18 protein-coding genes and 1 tRNA gene are annotated in these 17,795 nt (G+C 70.0%); 8 read left to right on the top strand and 11 right to left on the bottom strand.

The genetic code is table 11. The features are described from left to right. The first annotated feature begins 66 nt into the window (after window positions 1–66). Together FU260_RS03940 and FU260_RS03935 are read left to right on the top strand one after the other, a co-directional pair. Window positions 67–140 (top strand) — tRNA-Pro (locus FU260_RS03940). Between the two features lie 227 nt (window positions 141–367). Beyond that, window positions 368–919, top strand: coding sequence for a Uma2 family endonuclease (locus tag FU260_RS03935; RefSeq protein WP_210418200.1), 552 nt, complete (start codon window positions 368–370; stop codon window positions 917–919). Between the two features lie 103 nt (window positions 920–1,022). Here FU260_RS03935 and FU260_RS03930 read toward each other — a convergent pair whose 3' ends face one another. Next, window positions 1,023–1,442 carry a DUF6069 family protein gene (locus FU260_RS03930; protein WP_147915876.1) on the bottom strand — a complete coding sequence of 140 codons (420 nt, stop codon included), beginning with the start codon at window positions 1,440–1,442 and terminating at the stop codon, window positions 1,023–1,025. A 185-nt stretch (window positions 1,443–1,627) separates the two neighbouring features. Here FU260_RS03930 and FU260_RS03925 point away from each other — a divergent pair, with 185 nt between their 5' ends. Both FU260_RS03925 and FU260_RS03920 read left to right on the top strand, forming a co-directional pair. Beyond that, window positions 1,628–2,779, top strand: coding sequence for a sensor histidine kinase (locus FU260_RS03925; RefSeq protein WP_147915875.1), 1,152 nt, complete (start codon window positions 1,628–1,630; stop codon window positions 2,777–2,779). Beyond that, complete coding sequence (locus FU260_RS03920) at window positions 2,779–3,432, top strand: response regulator (RefSeq protein ID WP_147915874.1); 654 nt, start codon at window positions 2,779–2,781, stop codon at window positions 3,430–3,432. The genes FU260_RS03925 and FU260_RS03920 overlap by 1 nt, the downstream gene beginning before the upstream one ends. 283 nt (window positions 3,433–3,715) lie before the next feature. Here the strand turns inward: FU260_RS03920 and FU260_RS03915 are convergent, their stop codons facing one another. After that, the gene (locus tag FU260_RS03915) at window positions 3,716–5,014 is read right to left on the bottom strand and encodes a uracil-xanthine permease family protein (protein ID WP_147915873.1); all 1,299 of its coding nucleotides are present in this window, start codon (window positions 5,012–5,014) and stop codon (window positions 3,716–3,718) included. Window positions 5,015–5,305: 291 nt separating this feature from the next. On the opposite strand from FU260_RS03915, the gene FU260_RS03910 reads away from it, so the two are divergent. From FU260_RS03910 to FU260_RS03895, 4 genes are all read left to right on the top strand, one after another. Next, window positions 5,306–6,712 carry a purine-cytosine permease family protein gene (locus tag FU260_RS03910; RefSeq protein ID WP_147915872.1) on the top strand — a complete coding sequence of 469 codons (1,407 nt, stop codon included), beginning with the start codon at window positions 5,306–5,308 and terminating at the stop codon, window positions 6,710–6,712. After that, the gene (locus FU260_RS03905) at window positions 6,712–8,475 is read left to right on the top strand and encodes an adenine deaminase C-terminal domain-containing protein (protein WP_147915871.1); all 1,764 of its coding nucleotides are present in this window, start codon (window positions 6,712–6,714) and stop codon (window positions 8,473–8,475) included. The genes FU260_RS03910 and FU260_RS03905 overlap by 1 nt, the downstream gene beginning before the upstream one ends. 38 nt (window positions 8,476–8,513) lie before the next feature. After that, window positions 8,514–9,518 carry an adenosine deaminase gene (add, locus tag FU260_RS03900; RefSeq protein ID WP_147915870.1) on the top strand — a complete coding sequence of 335 codons (1,005 nt, stop codon included), beginning with the start codon at window positions 8,514–8,516 and terminating at the stop codon, window positions 9,516–9,518. Window positions 9,519–9,587: 69 nt separating this feature from the next. After that, window positions 9,588–10,610, top strand: coding sequence for a LacI family DNA-binding transcriptional regulator (locus FU260_RS03895; RefSeq protein WP_168211636.1), 1,023 nt, complete (start codon window positions 9,588–9,590; stop codon window positions 10,608–10,610). A gap of 24 nt (window positions 10,611–10,634) precedes the next feature. Here the strand turns inward: FU260_RS03895 and FU260_RS03890 are convergent, their stop codons facing one another. The 9 genes from FU260_RS03890 to FU260_RS03850 form a co-directional block, all read right to left on the bottom strand. Beyond that, window positions 10,635–11,114, bottom strand: coding sequence for an NUDIX hydrolase (locus FU260_RS03890; RefSeq protein ID WP_147915868.1), 480 nt, complete (start codon window positions 11,112–11,114; stop codon window positions 10,635–10,637). A gap of 60 nt (window positions 11,115–11,174) precedes the next feature. Next, window positions 11,175–11,552, bottom strand: coding sequence for a DUF4342 domain-containing protein (locus FU260_RS03885; protein WP_147915867.1), 378 nt, complete (start codon window positions 11,550–11,552; stop codon window positions 11,175–11,177). 135 nt (window positions 11,553–11,687) lie between these two features. Beyond that, window positions 11,688–12,758, bottom strand: a complete 1,071-nt coding sequence (locus FU260_RS03880) for a 3-deoxy-7-phosphoheptulonate synthase (protein ID WP_147915866.1) — start codon at window positions 12,756–12,758, stop codon at window positions 11,688–11,690. 319 nt (window positions 12,759–13,077) lie between these two features. Next, a complete protein-coding gene (locus tag FU260_RS03875; RefSeq protein WP_147915865.1) occupies window positions 13,078–13,467 on the bottom strand; it encodes a VOC family protein in 390 nt (129 codons plus the stop codon). Window positions 13,468–13,469: 2 nt separating this feature from the next. Continuing rightward, on the bottom strand, window positions 13,470–13,754 hold the full coding sequence (locus tag FU260_RS03870; RefSeq protein WP_147915864.1) for an ArsR/SmtB family transcription factor: 285 nt from the start codon (window positions 13,752–13,754) through the stop codon (window positions 13,470–13,472). A gap of 33 nt (window positions 13,755–13,787) precedes the next feature. Then, entirely contained in the window at window positions 13,788–13,931 is a 144-nt protein-coding gene (locus tag FU260_RS23765) for a hypothetical protein (protein WP_187368418.1), read from the bottom strand. Between the two features lie 71 nt (window positions 13,932–14,002). Then, window positions 14,003–15,124 (bottom strand): bifunctional 2-methylcitrate synthase/citrate synthase, encoded by a 1,122-nt coding sequence (locus tag FU260_RS03860; RefSeq protein ID WP_147915863.1) that lies wholly within the window; start codon window positions 15,122–15,124, stop codon window positions 14,003–14,005. Window positions 15,125–15,185: 61 nt separating this feature from the next. After that, window positions 15,186–16,100 (bottom strand): methylisocitrate lyase, encoded by a 915-nt coding sequence (prpB, locus tag FU260_RS03855; RefSeq protein ID WP_147915862.1) that lies wholly within the window; start codon window positions 16,098–16,100, stop codon window positions 15,186–15,188. A 58-nt stretch (window positions 16,101–16,158) separates the two neighbouring features. Beyond that, window positions 16,159–17,676 carry an MmgE/PrpD family protein gene (locus tag FU260_RS03850; RefSeq protein WP_147915861.1) on the bottom strand — a complete coding sequence of 506 codons (1,518 nt, stop codon included), beginning with the start codon at window positions 17,674–17,676 and terminating at the stop codon, window positions 16,159–16,161. Window positions 17,677–17,795: the final 119 nt, after the last annotated feature.

Below are 17,795 nucleotides of genomic sequence, written 5' to 3'. Positions count from 1 at the left end.
TGTGATCCCGACCACAGGCCAGTTTCACTCCGAGGGTGCAGAGACGCTATCCTGACCAGGCTGCATCGGGGTGTGGCGCAGCTTGGTAGCGCGCCTCGTTCGGGACGAGGAGGTCGCAGGTTCAAATCCTGTCACCCCGACTGATAAGGCTGAGGACCACCCGAGGAACGAGGGTGGTCCTCAGCCTTTTGTGGCACTGCAGGAGCCGGAGCGCTAGCGACGGCTCCTGTCACCCCGCGCTTCCGCAAGCGATGCCCCGCTATCCACAGCCCCCACCGTCCACCGCTGCGGCGTCGGGTGTCACACCGCCACAGTGGTCCTGTGGGAGAGAGTGACAGCCGACCCGACGAGGAGCACCATGGGTGTCATGACGGTGATGCCGCGAACGGGCGGGGAGTGGACGGTCGATGACCTCGACCGCCTCCCCGACGACGGCCTGCAGTACGAACTCCTCGACGGGTTGCTGCTCGTGACGCCCGCACCTGTCCCGGTTCATCAGCGCGTCATCGGGAACCTCTATCTGCTCCTGCGGGCTGCCTGCCCGCCGGGGTACGAGGTGTTCCTCGCGCCGCTGGACTGGCGCCCGGATCTGCGCACCTCGCTCCAGCCCGATCTGCTCGTGGTGCGCAACGAGGACGTTGGGCCGGCGAACGTCACCGCTCCCCTGGTGCTCGCCGTCGAGGTCCTCTCCCCGTCCACGCGGCGCAAGGATCTCGTGCTGAAGCGCTCGAAGTACGAGGAGTGCGGGGTGAGCCACTACTGGATCATCGACCCGGTCGAGCCGTCCCTGCTCGCGCTCGACCTCGACGACGACAGGTACGTCACCAGCATCGAGGTTCGCGGCACGGATCGCGCGGACCTCGACCGGCCGTTCCCGATCACCGTGGTTCCGGGCGACCTCGTCCGTCCGGCACCGTAGCTCCGACCCCGAAGTAGGTACCCCCAGTTCGATAGGTGGCCTGCGGAGGTGGGCGCGGCTTCCACAGCGACGGGTCACTTGGCGTCCTGAACCGGGCGTTCCGTCACTTCCGAGCCCGGCCGCGCAGCCCGAGGAGGACCGTCAGCCCGACCACCAGGTGCAGGGCCATCAGCCCGCCGATCGCGGCCGCGCTGACTCCACCGAGCGCCCCCAGCAACGAACCGGCGAGCACTACGCCGGCAAGCACCGTCCAGACCCGGCGAGCGTGGATCGTCACCCGTTCCAGCAGAGCCAGTGACGCCCATCCGGCCGCCCCGGCCAGCAGCGCGGCGAACACGATCGCCGCCGGACCCACAGCCCTGATGGCCGATCCGGTCTGAGCGCGCAGGTCGATCCCGAGCAGCGGGTCGAGCACAGCCCAGGTGAGCAGGCCGGCGAGCACGGTCACGCCCAGCACAGCGAGCCGGCGACGGCCACGGTGCTCGGTACGCGTGGCGGTCGCGGTAGTGGTCGATGTGGTCATGGTCGATCTCCTCAGGTCTGGCACCAGTGACGGCGGTGCACGGGGTGTGACGAGTCCTCACCCTGTTCCCCAGGCCAGGCAGGCGGCATCGGTCACCCGGCTATCGCGGCGCGCCTCATGACGGGGCCATTACCGACTTTCGGCTGTAGTCGCCCCGGCCCGCACCGCCTAGTCTCAACCAGGTCATGAACCCCAGCTCTGCCCGGTCAGCCCGCGCCGCACGCACCACCGGCGATGCGATCCTCATTGGTGCCACGCTGGTTCTCGGGGTGCTCACCCTGATCGGGGAATGGGCTCAGACCGCCGCCGCCCCATTGATTCTGGACTGTGCCGTGCTGGGGGTCTCGGTGGCGCTGATGCCGGTGCTGAACCGCCGACGGCTCCTCGGCGCCGGCCTGCAGGCGGTGCTCGCGGCGCTCTCCCCTGCGGGTACTCCGGGTTCGACCATCGCGACGATCAATACTGCCTGGCGGGAGCGGTTCTGGCCGGCTGCTGCCCTGGCCGCCGCTGGGGTGGCCGCGCACCTGCTGCGCTGGATCTGGCGCCCCTATCCGGGCCTGACGTTCGGTTGGTGGGTGATCCTGGTGCTCGCGGCGCATGCGGCACTGTTCGGCTGGGGCGCCCAGGCGCGCGTCCGTCAGCGCCTGATCGCCTCGCTCGCTGAGCGTGCCCGGCGGGCGGAGACGGAGCAGGCCCGGCGGGTCGCCGAGGCACGGGCCCAGGAGCGCACGCTGATCGCCCGGGAGATGCATGACGTGCTCGCGCACCGGTTGTCGCTGCTGGCCACCTACGCCGGTGCGATGGAGTACCGCCCGGACGCACCCGCCGAGCAGCGCGCGCAAGCGGCCGGGGTGATCCGGACCGGCGTGCACGAGGCCCTGGAGGAGCTTCGGGAGGTGATCGCCGTGCTCCGGGACGACCCCGCCGAGGCAGGCGAAGACGGCACCCGCCCACAGCCCACGCTCGGCGACCTGCCCGCCCTGGTAGCCGAGTGCCGCAACGCCGGCATGCAGGTCACGGTGACGGACGAGACCACGGGGGATCCGCCGTCGACGATCGGACGAGCCGCCTACCGGATCGTGCAGGAGGCACTCACGAATGCCCGCAAGCACGCGAGCGGCGCCCCGGTGGCGATCACGCTGGCCGGCGATGCCGGGCAGGGCGAGCTCACTGCGTGCGTGAGCAATCGGTTGATCGCCGACGGCGGAGCTCGCCTTCCCGGGTCCGGTACCGGACTCGTGGGGCTGGCCGAGCGTGCCCGCCTGGTCGGCGGACAGCTGGAGCACCGGGCCGGCCCGCAGGACTTCGAGGTGGAGGCCCGGCTACCGTGGAGGTGATGACAACCCCTGTGCGGCTGCTGCTGGTGGACGACGACCCGTTGGTGCGGGCCGGGCTGGCGATGCTGCTCGGTGGGGACTCCGGAATCGAGGTGGTGGCCGAGGCCGGCGATGGCGCCGAGGTGCCCGCTGCCGTGGATGCCCACCACCCGGACGTGGTGCTGATGGATCTGCGGATGCCCCAGGTGGACGGGATTCGCGCCACTGCCCGGCTCCGGGCCCGGCCGAACCCGCCGGAGGTGGTGGTGCTGACCACCTTCGACTCCGACGACAACGTGCTCCGGGCGCTGCGCGCCGGGGCCAGCGGATTCCTGGTCAAGGATGCCCCGCCGGAGCAGATCGTCTCCGCGGTGCAGCGGGTGGCAGCCGGTGAGCCGATCCTCTCCTCCGGGGTGCTGCGCCGGCTGATGGACCAAGCGATCGACAGCTCCGGATCGGCCGATCAGGCGCGCGCGGCACTGGGCCGGCTCTCCCCGCGGGAGCGCGAGGTGGCAGTGGCGGTGGGTCAGGGGCAGTCGAACGCGGAGATCGCGGCGGCGCTGCTGATGAGCATGGCCACCGTCAAGGCGCACATCTCCCGGATCCTGACCAAGCTGGATCTGAACAACCGCACCCAGGTGGCGCTGCTGATCCGGGACGCCGGCCTGGACTGACCCACCCTGCACCGGGGTGCCGGCACCGGCACCGGCACCAGCGCCCCCACACCAGCACCGGAACCCGCTCGCGGCACCGGAACTCGCGCAACACCACACCCGGAACTCGCGCACCACCACCCCCGCACCCACTCGCCCCGCCCACCGGCAACGGAGGCAACCTGTGGGATCGGAGCCAAGGTAGAGACTGACTCCGATCCCGCAAGGTACCTCCGGCGCGGGATCAGTCCCGCGGACCAGCACTGGCGCGGGATCAGTCCCGCGGACCAGCACTGGCGCGGGGTCAGTCCGGCGGGTCGGGCACCGACGCCGGCGATGCGGGCTGCGCCGTGGTCCCCCGCCACCGGCCGATCGCCCGCATCACGTGGTAGATCCCGAACGCCGCGGCGGTACCGAGCGCGATGCCCTCGAACCGCAGCCCGCCGGCCACCCAGGTGTAGTTCGCGATGCCCACCACCAGGGCGATACCGGCCGTCGTGAGGTTCACCGGGTCGGAGAAGTCCACCTTGTTCTGCACCCAGATCCGAGCACCGAGGATGCCGATCATGCCGTAGAGCACGGTGGCGGCCCCGCCGAGCACCCCGGCCGGCACAGTGGCGATCAGCGCACCGAACTTCGGGGACATGCTCAGCAGCAGGGCACAGGCCGCAGCCACCCCGTAGGCGGCAGTGGAGTAAACCCGGGTCGCGGCCATCACCCCGATGTTCTCGGCGTAGGTGGTGGTCCCGGAGCCGCCGCCCAGGCCGGCAAAGGTCGTGGCCAGCCCGTCGGCGATCAGCGCCCGGCCGGTGACGCCGTCGAGGTTCTCCCCGGTCATCGCGGCCACCGACTTCACATGGCCGACGTTCTCGGCGATCAGCACCATCACCACCGGCACGAACAGCCCGAGGACGCTGACGTCGAAGGTGGGTGCGGTGAACTGCGGCAGCCCGACCCAGGCGGCGTTGCTCACGTCAGTGAAATCCACCTCGCTGCGCAGGACCGCCACCAGGTACCCCACCAGCACGCCCAGCAGGATGGCGAGCCGCCCGATCATGCCGCGGAACAGCACCGTGATCAGCACGATCGAGCCCAGGGTGACCACCGCCGTCACCGGTGCCTCCTGCACATTGGTCCAGGCAGTGGGCGCGAGGTTCAGCCCGATCAGCGCGACGATCGTGCCGGTCACCGCCGGCGGCATCGCGATGTCGATCCACTTCGCCCCGGCCAGGTGCACCACCAGACCGACGATTGCCAGCAGCACACCGGTGACCAGGATCCCGCCGAGCGCCACCGACATCGGCAGCTGCGCGGCTGTGCCTGCCCCCATCGGGGCGAGGAAGGCGAAGCTGGAGCCGAGGTAGCTGGGCACCCGCCCGCGGGTGATCAGCAAGAAGCCGGCAGTGCCGATCGCGGAGAAGAACAGCGTGGTGGCGGGCGGGAAGCCGGTGAGCAGGGGCACTAGGAAGGTGGCCCCGAACATCGCCACCACGTGCTGCGCCCCGATGCCGATAGTGCGCGGCCAGGAGAGTCGCTGCCCTGGCGCCACCACCTCACCCGGGACGATGGTCTTGCCATCTCGGTACAGCGTCCAGATCGCCACGACTCACCTCAGTGTCTTGTCCGGCCAGATAGGTCGGCCACGCCCCGTGGCCCGCCCGGCATCGTACCGGGCGCACTCCAGCCGGCGCCCTCGCCGCTGCTCGACAAGGTCGCGCAGGGTCGGTCACCGGTGACCGACTCCACACGACCCTATCTGCGCGGCGTGCGGGCCCCACGCCAGACCCCGGGTCATCGCCACACCACAGCAACGACCGAGCCACTTCTGCCATGCTTGTGCCGAAACGTTTCTTCACCTAGTCTCGCCACGACCAGCGATGGCAAAGGAGCCCAGATGACCGACAGCCAGGGATCTATCGAGCGACGCGGTATCGATCTCGTCCCAGAGTCCGCGCGATACGGCAAGCCGCGAGACCTGATGTTCCTCTGGGCGGGAACCACCACCACCGTGTTCACCGTGGTCTACGGCGCCTTCGTGGTGGCGCTCGGGCTGAGCTTCGCGCAGTCCGTCGTGGTGATCATCATCGGGAACCTGCTCGCCTATCCGCTGCTCGGGCTGGCAAGCGTGCAGGGCCCGAGGACCGGGACGACGACGCTGACCATCTCCCGCTCGTCCTATGGCCCGCGAGGGGGCCGGATCCTCGGCGTGTTCGCCTGGTTGACCCTGGTTGGCTTCGAGGCCGGTGGCCTTATCCTGGTGGTGTTCGCCGCGCTCACCCTGCTCGACGGCGCCGGGATCGCGGCCAGCACCCCGGTCCAGATCCTCACCATCGTGGTCCTTGCCGGGGTCCAGCTGCTGCTGCCGCTGTTCGGGCACTCGGTGATGATGCGGGCGCAGAAGTACTTCTCCGCGATCTTCGCGCTCGCCTTCCTGGTGATGGCCATCCTCGTGCTGCCGAAGGTCGAGCTGAGCAGCACCGACGGGTCCGGCGCCTCGGCGTCCACAATGATCGTCGGCATCGCGCTGATCATGGCCTCCGGCGGGCTGTCCTGGGCACCGGCCGGGTCGAACTTCTCCCGCTACCTGCCGGTAGGCAGCTCCAAGCGTGCCGTCGGGACCTATGCCGCTGTCGGCGGGTTCCTGCCGTACGTGCTGCTCCAGATCCTCGGCGCGGCGACCGCCTCGATCACCCTGGATGTCGCCGATCCGATCTCCGGCCTCCCGGCGGTCCTGCCGGCGTGGTTCGTGGTGCCGTACCTGGTCCTGGCGATGGTCTCGCTGCTGGTGCAGAACAGCACCAACCTGTACTCCTCCGGCCTCAACCTGCAGACCGCCGGAATCAAGGTCTCCCGCGTGACCATGGTGGTGATCGACACGGTGATCTGCGCCGTGATCACCTACATCGCCGTCGTCGGGCAATCGTTCTACGACCTGCTGAACGCGTTCCTCAGCCTGCTGGTGATCTGGCTCGCTCCCTGGGTGGCGATCTACGTGACCGACTGGTTGATGCGCCGGGGTCGATACGACCTGCCCTCGCTGGCCAGTGAGACCGGCGGCCGGTACTGGGGCCGAGGCGGATATCGGCTGTCCGGACTGGTGGCCCAAGCGGTCGGGATGGTGGTGGCCGCGCTCTGGGTGAACACGACCACTTACGTCGGCCCGCTCGCCACCCTCACCGGCGGCGCCGACCTGAGCATCCCTGCCGGCATCGCGGTCGCGGCCCTCCTCTACTGGCTGCTGGCTCGACGCGAGCACGAGCAGGCCCAGCCCTCCCCCAAGCAGACCGAAGGAGCACACTGATGACCGACACCGCACTGCTGGACACCGCGTTCGGCCGCGCCCCCGCCGATACCCTCATCACCGGCGGCACCCTGGTGAACGTCCTCAGCGGCGAGATCTACGCTGCGGACCTGGCCATCACCAACGGGCGGATCGCCGCCACGGGTGATGTGGCCGACCGGCGCGGGCCGGAGACCGCGATCATCGATGCCACCGGCCAGTACCTGGTGCCGGGCTTGATCGACGGGCACCTGCACGTCGAGTGCAGCAAGCTGTCCGTGACCATGTTCGGCAGCCTGGTCTCCCGATACGGCACCACCAGCGCGCTCTCCGGTCTCGACCAGGTCCTCGTGGTGGCGGGCCTCGACGGCGTGCGCGAGTTCCTCGACGAGGCCCGCGACTCTGACTTCCGCATCTTCTGGGGCGCCCCCGCCAAGGCTCCCTACACCGTGCCGGAGTCGAATGTGGGCCACCGGTTCGGTCCCGAGGAGCACCGCATCGCGCAGACCTGGGAGGAGTGCTACGGGCTGTGGGAGACGGTGCAGGAGTTCATCGAGCACGGTGACGAGGAGGTCCTCACCGCGATCGACATGGGCCGGAAGAACCGGCTGCGTCCGTTCGGTTGTGCACCCTTGGCCGATGCCCGGAGGATCGCCGGACAGGCAGCCGCCGGCATCGCCCTGGACCATGAGTCCTACTCGGCCGAGGAAACGCTGGAGAAGCTCCGTAACGGCATCAACGTGATCATCCGCCAGTCCACGGCGGCGCCGTTCCTCGCGGAGAACATCCGGGTGATCACCGAGTTCGGGGCCCAGCCGGGCCGGGTGGCGTTCTGCACCGATGACGTCTCTGCGAGCGAGATCCTCGACCACGGGCACCTGGACGCCCTGGTGCGGCAGGCCATCGAGATCGGCCTGCCGCCGATGACCGCCATCCAGATGGCCACCATCAACTGCGCCACGATGTACCGGATCGACGAGCACGTCGGGTCTCTGGCCCCGGGCCGGTTCGCCGACGTCCTGCTGGTGGACGACCTGGCGGACTTCCGTGCCCAGCGGGTGGTCGCCGGCGGGCGGGTGATCGCCGAGAACGGGGCGCCGCTGCAGCAGGCACAGGCACCGGAGCGCTCCGCCGTCCTGCTCGAGTCGATGAAGCGCCGACCGGTGGCTGCCGACGATCTGCGCCTGCCGGCCGAGGGAGACAGCGCGTCGGTGCTGGCGATGGCACTGAGTGCGGAGGTGGCGTTCGTGCGTACCCGCAAGGACGCACGCCTGCCGGTGCGCGATGGTGCCATCTGTGCCGATACCGACCAGGACGTGCTCTATGTGACGGTCGCGGAGCGGTACGGCAAGACCGACAACCTGCCAGTGGCGTTCGTGCACGGGTTCGGGCTCAGCCGCGGCGCGATCGCGACCTCGGCGTCCCCGGACGACAACAACGTCGTCTGCGTGGGCACCAACCGTGACGACATGGCACTGGCGATCAACGAGCTCGGCCGGGCCGGCGGCGGCCAGGTGGTGGTGGCCGACGGTGAGGTGCTCGACCTGCTCCCGCTCCCGGTCGGGGGGATCGTCGCCGATCTGCAGCCCGAGGAGATGGCCGCACGCGAACGCGCCCTGGACGCCAAGGCCCAGCGGCTCGGCAGCACGCTGCCCTCGCCGTTCTGGTACCTGATGTTCCTGTCGATCACCGCGATCCCGGACTATGCGATCACCGACCTCGGGCTGATCGACTGCCGCGTGCTGGAGCCGGTCAGCCCGGTCCTCGAAGCCACCAGCAGCTGAGCCTGCGACCTGAGCCGCGACCCACAGAGAGGACGACCATGACCGTCAGCGCCGAGTTTCTCGCCGCACTGCCCAAGTCCGAGCTGCACCTGCACATCGAGGGCACGCTCGAGCCCGAGCTACGGTTCGAGCTCGCCGAGCGCAACGGGATCGAGCTCGAGTACGCCACACCGGAGGAGGTCCGCGCCTCCTACCAGTTCCACGATCTCGGCTCGTTCCTGGCCAGCTACTACGCAGGGATGGAGGTGTTGCGCACCGAGCCGGACTTCTACGACCTGGCCCGGACCTACTTCGAGCGGGTGGCCGCGCAGAACCTCGCCTACGTGGAGATCTTCTTCGACCCGCAGGCGCACACCGCCCGGGGTGTGCCGTTCGATGTGGTGATCCGAGGTCTGCGCCGGGCCCAGCAGGATGCCGAGAACCGGCTGGGGATCCGCAGCGCACTGATCATGTGCTTCCTCCGGGACTTCCAGGCGGAGTTCGCGATGGCCACACTGGTGGCCTCGCTGCCCTACCGCGAGTGGATCACCGGCGTGGGACTGGACTCGGACGAGCGGGGCAACCCGCCGAGCAAGTTCGCTGCCGTGTTCGCGCGGGCGCGCCAGGAGGGTTACCGGCTCACCATGCACTGCGATGTGGACCAAGACGGGTCGATCGAGCACATCCGCCAAGTGCTGCACGAGATCGGGGTGGAACGGATCGACCACGGCACGAACGTGCTGGAGGACGAGTCGCTGGTGCAGGAGCTGATCGACCGGAGTATCGGGTTGACCTCCTGCCCGATCTCCAACCGATGGGTCAGCGACGGTACCAAGGCCGCCGAGATCGCCGAGCTGCTTCGGCGCGGGGTGAAGATCACCATCAACTCCGATGACCCGGCCTACTTCGGTGGGTACGTCCAGGAGAACCTTGCGGTGCTCGCCGAGGAGGCCGGACTCACCGAGACGGACCTGATCCAGCTGCAGCGCAACGCCGTCGACATCGCCTGGGCGCCGCCACAGGTGAAGGACGACCTCCGAGCCCGGCTGGACGTTCTCGACTGAGGACCGGCGGGTGCGCGGCAGCCGGCCCCTCCGGCCGCCGCGCACCACGCCATGTGCCACGATGCCCCCATGAGTGCCAGTGCCCCCGGAATCCGCGACGTTGCGGTGGCAGCCGGGGTCTCGGTCACCACCGTGTCCGACGCCCTGAACGGCAAGGGTCGGATCAGCCCAGCCACCCGGGACAGGGTGCACCGTGTGGCGCAGGACCTCGGCTACCGGCCCAGCTCCCTGGCCCGGAGCCTGCGCGCCGGCCGGTCGCAGCTCCTGGGTGTGCTGGTGACCAAGTACGGCCAGACGGCCTGGACGTTCACCCGGCTGCCGTACTTCGCCAACGCGATCGACGCCGCGATGAACGCCGCCCTCGACCGCGGCTACGCACTCACGGTGCTGCCGGCGGACTCCGGTGCCGACTTCGTCCTGTCCTTCCCGCTGGACGGCCTCCTGGTGCTCGACCCGCTGCGCGCCGATCCGATCGTGGCGGCGGCCCGCCGGCGAGGTATGCCGGTGGTGGCCGACCGGGCAAACGCGGCACGGGCCGGCGATCCCTGGGTCGACTTCGACCACGAGGAGGCCGTGACAGCGATCTGCGACCACCTCTCCGGCGACCGCGACCGCGCTCCGGTGCTGCTGACCTCCGACGGTGACGATGCCTACACCGCCGCCTGCCGCGCCGTCTACGAGGCCTGGTGCCGCGCGCACGGCCGGGAGCCGGTGGTGGTCCGGGGCACCAAGGATCTCGACGAGACCCGCAGCGTGGTCCGGGACCTGCTGGCCAGTACCGACCACCCCGATGCCGTGATCGGTCTGGAGGACTACCACGCGCCGATCCTCGCGGAGGAGGCGCACCGGGCCGGCCTGCGCAGCCCGGAGGACGTGCGCGTCGGCTGCTTCACCGAGTCGGCCGACCTGGCCGCCGGACTGCCGACGATCGCGCAGATGACGGTGAGCGCTCAGGCCCAGGGCAGCAACGGCGTCGCCCTCCTCGTCGACGCGATCGAGGGGCGCCCGGTGCGGCCGGAGCTGCGGCTGGTGCCCTCGGCGTTGCTCGACACGGTCGCGCAGGGCCGGTCACCGGTGACCGACTCGTCGTGACCTCGTCCGCGCGACGGGCGCCGATCAGCGGGCAAACCGCGGCCCGGCCACCGGGTCGTAGCTCAGCGCATCGTCGATCCGGTGCCGGGAAGACTCGGTCAGCGGTTCGGGGAGGCTGTCGGCGGCGAACCAGCCCACCTCGAGCGACTCGTCATCGCCCACCACCGCCGCACCGCCGACCTGCCGGCACCGGAACGTCAGGTCCAGGTACTGCGCCTGGTCACCGTTCGGGTAGTCGACCCGCTCGCCGGTGAACACACTGGCCAGCAGCTCCACCTCCGCGTGGATCCCGGTCTCCTCCAGCACCTCGCGCACGATCGCCTGCGCGGGCTGCTCCCCCGGTTCGAGGATCCCGCTGGGCACCGCCCAGCGGCCAGTGTCGGCGCGCCGGCCGAGCAGGATCCGGCCCTGCTCGTCCCGCACCACGGCACTGACCCCGGAGAGCCAGAGCAGCTCGGTGCCGACGTGCCGGCGCAGCGCGGAGATGAACTCAGGAACAGGCATACACCCATCCTGTCAGCAGGAACGCCTGACCTGGCGCCGGCCTGCCGGGCGCTGGGGTTCTCAGTCCGCGGGTGGGCCGATCTCGGTCGGTCCGGAGCCCGCTGCGCCGTCCTCAGGCGAAGGCGGCGCAGGATCCTCGCCCCGTTCGACGCCCACGGTGACTTGGGTGAGCAGAGCCGCGACCGCACCGACCGCCACCAGGATGGGAGCGACCGCCGCAGTGATCACCGTGACCGCCACCCCGGCCGTCAGCGGGATCTCCAGCAGCGTCTCACCGCTCTCGTTCTTGATGTAGACCCGCCGGACGTTGCCCTCGCGGATGAGCTCACGCACCTTCGCCACCAGGTTGTCGCTGGAGACCTTGAACTCTTCGTACCAGGTGCTCGACCCCGTGCTGGTCTGGTCGCCGCCGGAGGTGTTGCTGGACTCGTCGTTCATGCTGACCCCTTCTCTGCCATCGCCTGCGTGCGCTGGTCGCGGTTCTAGAGTGTCAGAGCCGGGTCCTGGTGGCGAGTGCGGGAAGCCCCTCGTCCGCGCCCTGGGCTTCCTCCCTCGACCGGCTGGTGGTCCAGGTTATGAACGACGGCGGGCGGCGGCCTGGGCGAGCTGGTCCAGCACGCCCTCGGTCACCTCCCAGGACATGCAGGCATCGGTGACCGACTGGCCGTAGGTGAGGCCGGCCGGTGCCGGCTCCTGCCGCCCGGCCACGAGGAAGCTCTCCAGCATCAGCCCGGCGATCCCGTGCTCACCGGCCGCCACCTGGTCGGCGATCTCGGCGGCCACCTCGGCCTGGCGCACGTGGTCCTTACCGGAGTTGCCATGGCTGGCATCGACCATCACCCGCGGCTCCCGCCCGGCGGCGGCCAGCTTCTCGGTGGCGGCACGGATGTGCTCGGGGCCGTAGTTCGGGCCCGTTCGCCCGCCCCGCAGGATCACGTGCGCATCCGGGTTCCCGGAGGTCTCCACCAGCGCTGCACGCGCCTCGACATCCACCCCGAGGAACGCCTGGGCAGCGGCGGCGGCACGGCAACCGTCGATCGCCGCCTGCACATCGCCGTCGGAGGAGTTCTTGAACCCGATCGGCATGGAGAGTCCGGAGGCGAGCTGGCGATGCACCTGCGACTCCACGGTGCGGGCACCGATCGCGCCGTAGGAGACCGTGTCGGCGATGTACTGCGGTGAGGTGGTCTCCAGGAACTCACACCCGGCCGGCACGCCGGCCTCGAGCACGTCCACCAGCACCTGCCGGGCAAGGCGCAGACCGCGCGGGATGTCGTAGCTGCCGTCCAGGCCCGGATCGTTGATCAGGCCCTTCCAGCCGATCGTGGTGCGCGGCTTCTCGAAGTACACCCGCATCACCACCAGCAGGTCCTCGGACAGCCGGTCGGCGGTGGCGGCGAGCCGGTGGGCGTACTCGATGGCGGCGTCGGGATCATGCACACTGCACGGGCCGACCACTACCAGCAGGCGGTCGTCGTGGCCGGCCAGCACATCGGCTGCCTCCCGGCGGGTGCGGGCCACCAGTTCGGCCGAGTGCGCGGGCAGGGGCAGGCGGGTGCGCACCTCGGTCGGCGTCGGGAGGGGGTCCATCCGCAGCACGCGGAGATCGTCGGTGCGCTGCTCAGTAGCGGTGGTAGCGGTCATCTTCGGTCCTTCGTCTCGTGACGGCGGACCCACCGCTAGTTCCGGAGCGCCCGCCTTGAAATGGCGAAGGCGCGGACCTGTCGGTCCACGCCTGGGTCGGCTCCGGTCGCGCGCGTCAGCAGATGCTCGCGGCGGCCGGAGCCGACGCAAAGCGCCAATACCAACGTGCGGTGTGCATGCGGCGAGTCTACACCGCACCCGGGGGTGCGTCGTCGACGGCCTCGTGTGTGCGATCGCTGGGGCTAGCACCCCACCCATCGCACACACGAGGCAGACGCGGTGCTCCAGCGGCCGCTGCGGGCGGCCGCTGATCGGCAGCTCAGGCGTGCTGCAGCAGCTGGATGAGGTTGCCGCAGGTGTCATCGAGGACGGCGACGATCACCTCACCCATCTCCGCCGGCTCCTGCGTGAACCGCACTCCCGCCCCGCGCAGCCGATCGGCCTCGGCGCGCACATCGTCGACCTCGAAGTAGGTGGCCGGGATTCCGTCGGCCACCAGAGCATCCTTGTACGGCCGCACCGCAGGGTGCCCGTCCGGCTCCAGGAGCAGCTCGGTACCGTCCGGGACCTCCGGGGAGACCACGGTGAGCCACCGGGCGTCGCCGAGCGGCACGTCGTGCTTCACCTGGAAGCCGAGCACGTCGGTGTAGAACCGCCGGGCCTTCTCCTGGTCGTCGACGAACACGCTGCTGACGGTGATACGGGGCATCGCTAGGTCCTCTCTGTGGGGTCGATCCACCGGGCGGCGATCGAGTGCAGCGGGGTGGCGTCGAGGTAGTGGAACTTGTACCGCCCCTCCCGGCGAGTGCTGACCAGGCCGGCCGCTTCGAGCACACCCAGGTGCTGGGAGATCGCCTGACGCGACGAACTCAGTCCGTGCTTCATCGCCAGCCGTCCACAGAGCTCGAACAGCGTCTGCCCGTCGGTGTCGACGAGCTCATCGAGAATGGTCCGCCGGGTCGGGTCGGCCAGTGCCTTGAACAGGTCATCACTCACAGGAACAACGATAGGCAAGTCGCTACTTGCGTGTCAAGGACGAGACAGCGGCGGCCCGCCAGCCCCCGGTGAGCTGCGAACCTCCCCCACCGCACGCCCCAGCGAGATGCGCTCGGCGGCCGCCTTGGCGCGGGCGGCACTGAGCACCACCGGATCGATGTCGAGCGTCGTTCGCATCACAACATCACCGCATCACCGCATCACCGCATCACCGCATCACCGCATCACCGCATCACCGCATCACCGGACTATTGCGCCGGCACCTCCCGCTGCTCCGGGCCGACGTACTCGCTCAGCGGCCGGATCAATGCGTTCGAGGCGAGCTGCTCCATGATGTGCGCCGTCCACCCGGTCACCCGAGAGGCGACGAACAGCGGGGTGAACGTCTGGGTGTCGAAGCCCATCAGGTGGTAGGCCGGCCCGGCCGGGTAGTCCAGATTGGGCTTGATGTTCTTCCGCTCGGCCATCTCGGCCTCCAGCGCTGCATACAGCTCGCCCAGGTCCGCCCGGTCGTAATGCGCCACCAGATCGTCGAGCACAGCCTTCATCGTCGGCACCCGGGAGTCGCCGTTCTTGTACACCCGGTGCCCGAAGCCCATGATCTTCGTCTTGTTCGCCAGCGCCTCCTCCAGCCAGGCATGCACGTTCTCCGCAGACCCGATCTCGCCGAAGGTGGCCATCACCGCTTCGTTCGCTCCGCCGTGCAGCGGGCCCTTCAGCGCACCGATGGCGCCGGTCACAGCCGAGTACAGGTCGGCCAACGTGGAGGTGATCACCCGGGCGGTGAAGGTGGAGGCGTTGAAGGAGTGCTCGGCGTAGAGCACGAGCGAGACCTCGAACGCCCGCACCACCTCCGGGCTGGGCACCTCGCCGAAGGTCATCGCGAGGAAGTTCTCCGCATAGCTGAGGTCCTCGCGCGGCGGCACGAGCTGCTCCCCGCGCCGGCGCCGCTGGTCGAAGGCCACCACGGCCGGCAGCTGGGCGAACAGTCGCAGCGACTTGGCCAGGTTCGCCGCTACCGAGTCGTCCTCGGCGGCCGGGTCGTGCGCACCGATCACGCTGACTGCGGTGCGGCACACGTCCATCGGGTGGCAGGTGGTGGGCAGCGCCTCGATCGCCTCGATCACCCCGGGGTCCAGGGCCCGCTGGGCGCGTTCGGCGCGGTTCTGCTCGGCGAGTTGTTCCGGGGTCGGTAGCTCCCCGTGCCAGAGCAGGTAGGCGACCTCCTCGAAGCTCACCCCGGCGGCCAGCTCCTGCACCGGGTAGCCGCGATAGAGCAGCGAGTTGGTCTCCGGGTTGACCTTGGAGATGGCGGTGACGTCCACCACCACTCCGGCCAGGCCCTTGCGGATCTCGGGGGTCTCGCTCATCGTCGTGCTCCTTCGCATCGGGTGGGGCCGGTGGCCCGGGTCGATTCAGGACCTTCTCGGGTCAGGACCAGGTGCTGCGTTCGGGGTCGGTGGAGGTGAAGATGTCGTTGTCGAAGGCTGCGTAGCCGGCGTAGTCGACCAGCTCGTACAGCCTGGCGCGGGTCTGCATCTGGCCGACCAGCGCCTGCTGGGTGCCCTCGGCGGCCATCTCGGCGAGCCCGGCTTCGGCCGCGCCCATCGCGAGCCGGAACAGGGTGACCGGGTAGATCACGATCTGCACGCCGGCGTCGGCGAGCTGGCTGGTGGTGAGCAGGTCGGACTTGCCGAACTCGGTCATGTTCGCCAGCACGGGCACGTCGACGGCGGAGCTCACCTTCTCGAATTCCGCCGCGTCGCGTAGGGCTTCCGGGAAGATCGCGTCTGCGCCGGCGTCGGCGTACGCGCGGGCCCGCTCGATCATCGCGTCCAGGCCGTCGGTCGCGCGCACGTCGGTGCGCGCCATGATCAGGAAGTTCTCGTCCCGGCGGGCACTGACCGCCGCCCGGATGCGGCGCACGGCGGTCTCGGCCTCGACCACCTGCTTCCCCTCCAGGTGCCCGCACCGCTTCGGGTTCACCTGGTCCTCGATGTGGCAGCCGGACAGACCGGCGTCCTCCAGGCTCTGCACGGTACGGGCCACGTTCATCGGCTCCCCGAACCCGGTGTCGGCGTCCACGAGGGTGGGCAGGTCGCTCATCCGGGCGATCTGACCGGCGCGGGTGGCGACTTCGGTGAGCGTGGTCAGGCCGATGTCCGGCAGGCCCAGATCGGCCGAGAGCACCGCCCCGGAGACGTACACGCCTTCGAAGCCGTGCTCGGCGATCAGCCGCGCGGACAGCGGGTTCATCGCGCCGGGGAACCGGAGCAGCTCACCGGTGGCGAGCGACTCGCGCAGCGCATGCCGCTTCTGCGCCGGTGCGGTGGTGGCGTGCAACATCAGGACCTCTCCCTCCGAGCGGGTGCCTGGCCCGGCCGGCCGGTGGTGGCGGACAACATCAGAACAGCCCCTGCGGGCTGGGCACCCGGCCGAGCAGACCGGGCGCGGCGGTGACCGTAAGACCGAACAGTTCCTCCGGCATGAGCTCGGGCAGCCGGGCGACCACCTCGAGAAAGCGAGAGACCTCCTCCGGCTCGGCGACGCCGTCGGCCAGGGTGTGGAACTTGGCCACGTACTGCTCGCGCGCGAACGGACGGGCACCGAGCGGGTGCGCATCGGCCATCGCGATCTCCTCGGTGAGGGTGCGCCCGTCGGTCAGGGTGATCTCCATCCGGCCGCCGAACGCCTTCTCGGCGGGGTCCTCGCTGTGGTAGCGGCGGGTCCAGGCTGGGTCCTCGGCGGTGGTGATCTTCTGCCAGAGGTCCACCGTGTCCCTTCGCTGGGCGCGCTCCGGGGCGTAGGAGCGCTCGTGGTGCCAGTCGCCGTCCTGCAGGGCCACGGCCACGATGTAGGGGATCGAGTGGTCCAGGGTTTCCCGGGTAGCCCGCGGGTCGTACTTCTGCGGGTCGTTGGCGCCGGAGCCGATCACGTAGTGGGTGTGGTGGCTGGTGTGGATCACCACGGAAGCCACATTGGCCGGATCGGTCAGTTCCGGGTGGGTGCGGTGCAGCCGCCGGGCTAGATCGATCAGCGCCTGGGACTGGTACTCCGCGGAGTGCTCCTTGGTGTAGGTGCGCAGGATGGCGGTTTTCGGCTCGCCCGGTGCGGGCAGGGTGACCGAGTAGCGGGCCTCCGGGCCGTCCAGCAGCCAGGCGATCACGCCGTCCTCGCCCTCGTAGATCGGCTCGGGTGAGCTCTGCCCGCGGATCGCCCGGTCCACTGCCTCGATCGCGACCTTTCCGGCGAATGCGGGCGCATAGGCCTTCCAGGTGGAGATCCGGCCCTTGCGGGACTGCCGGGTGGCGGTGGTGGTGTGCAGCGCCTGCCCGATCGCGGCGAACGTGGTGGCTGTGTCCAGCCCGAGCAGGGTGCCCAGTCCGGCGGCCACGCTCGGGCCGAGGTGGGCGACGTGGTCGATCTTGTGCTTGTGCAGGCTGATCGCATCCACCAGCGCGACCTGCACCTCGTACGCAGTGGCCAGCGCCCGGATCAGCTGCTCACCGGTGGCGCCGGTGTGCTGGGCGACGGCGAGGATCGGCGGGATGTTGTCACCGGGGTGGGAGTAGTCGGCGGCCAGGTAGGTGTCGTGGAAGTCCAGCTCGCGCACCGCCACCCCGTTCGCCCAGGCCGCCCACTCCGGGCTGACCCTCAGCTCGCTGCTGCGCCCGAACACGGTCGCGCCGGTGGCATACGGATGGGCCAGGGCCTGAGCGCGGGCGGCGACCACCGGTTCGCGCAGCAGCGAGGCGGTGGCTACTGCGGCGTTGTCGATCACCCGGTTGATCACCATGTCGGTGACCTCCGCCGGCACTGGCGCCGGGTCGGCGGCGAGCTCGGCCAGGCGCCAGGCGAGCTGCTCGGTGCGCGGCAGGTCAGCGGAGCTGGGGTGGACGCGCACCTCATGGGTGATCGGCATATGGGGTTCCCTTCTCTTGATCCGCATTGGAACACGCTTCGCGCATTCGAACCACCCTGTACACCCTGGTTCCCATGCGCTAAGGGTGTTCGAACGCGGGAGGGGTGGCGCGAGGGTCT

It is taken from the genome of Ruania zhangjianzhongii, assembly GCF_008000995.1.
GTDB classification, from domain to species: Bacteria; Actinomycetota; Actinomycetes; order Actinomycetales; family Beutenbergiaceae; genus Ruania; species Ruania zhangjianzhongii.
Note: the sequence above shows the minus strand (reverse complement) of the source record. Positions and strands in the feature narration are given on the sequence as shown.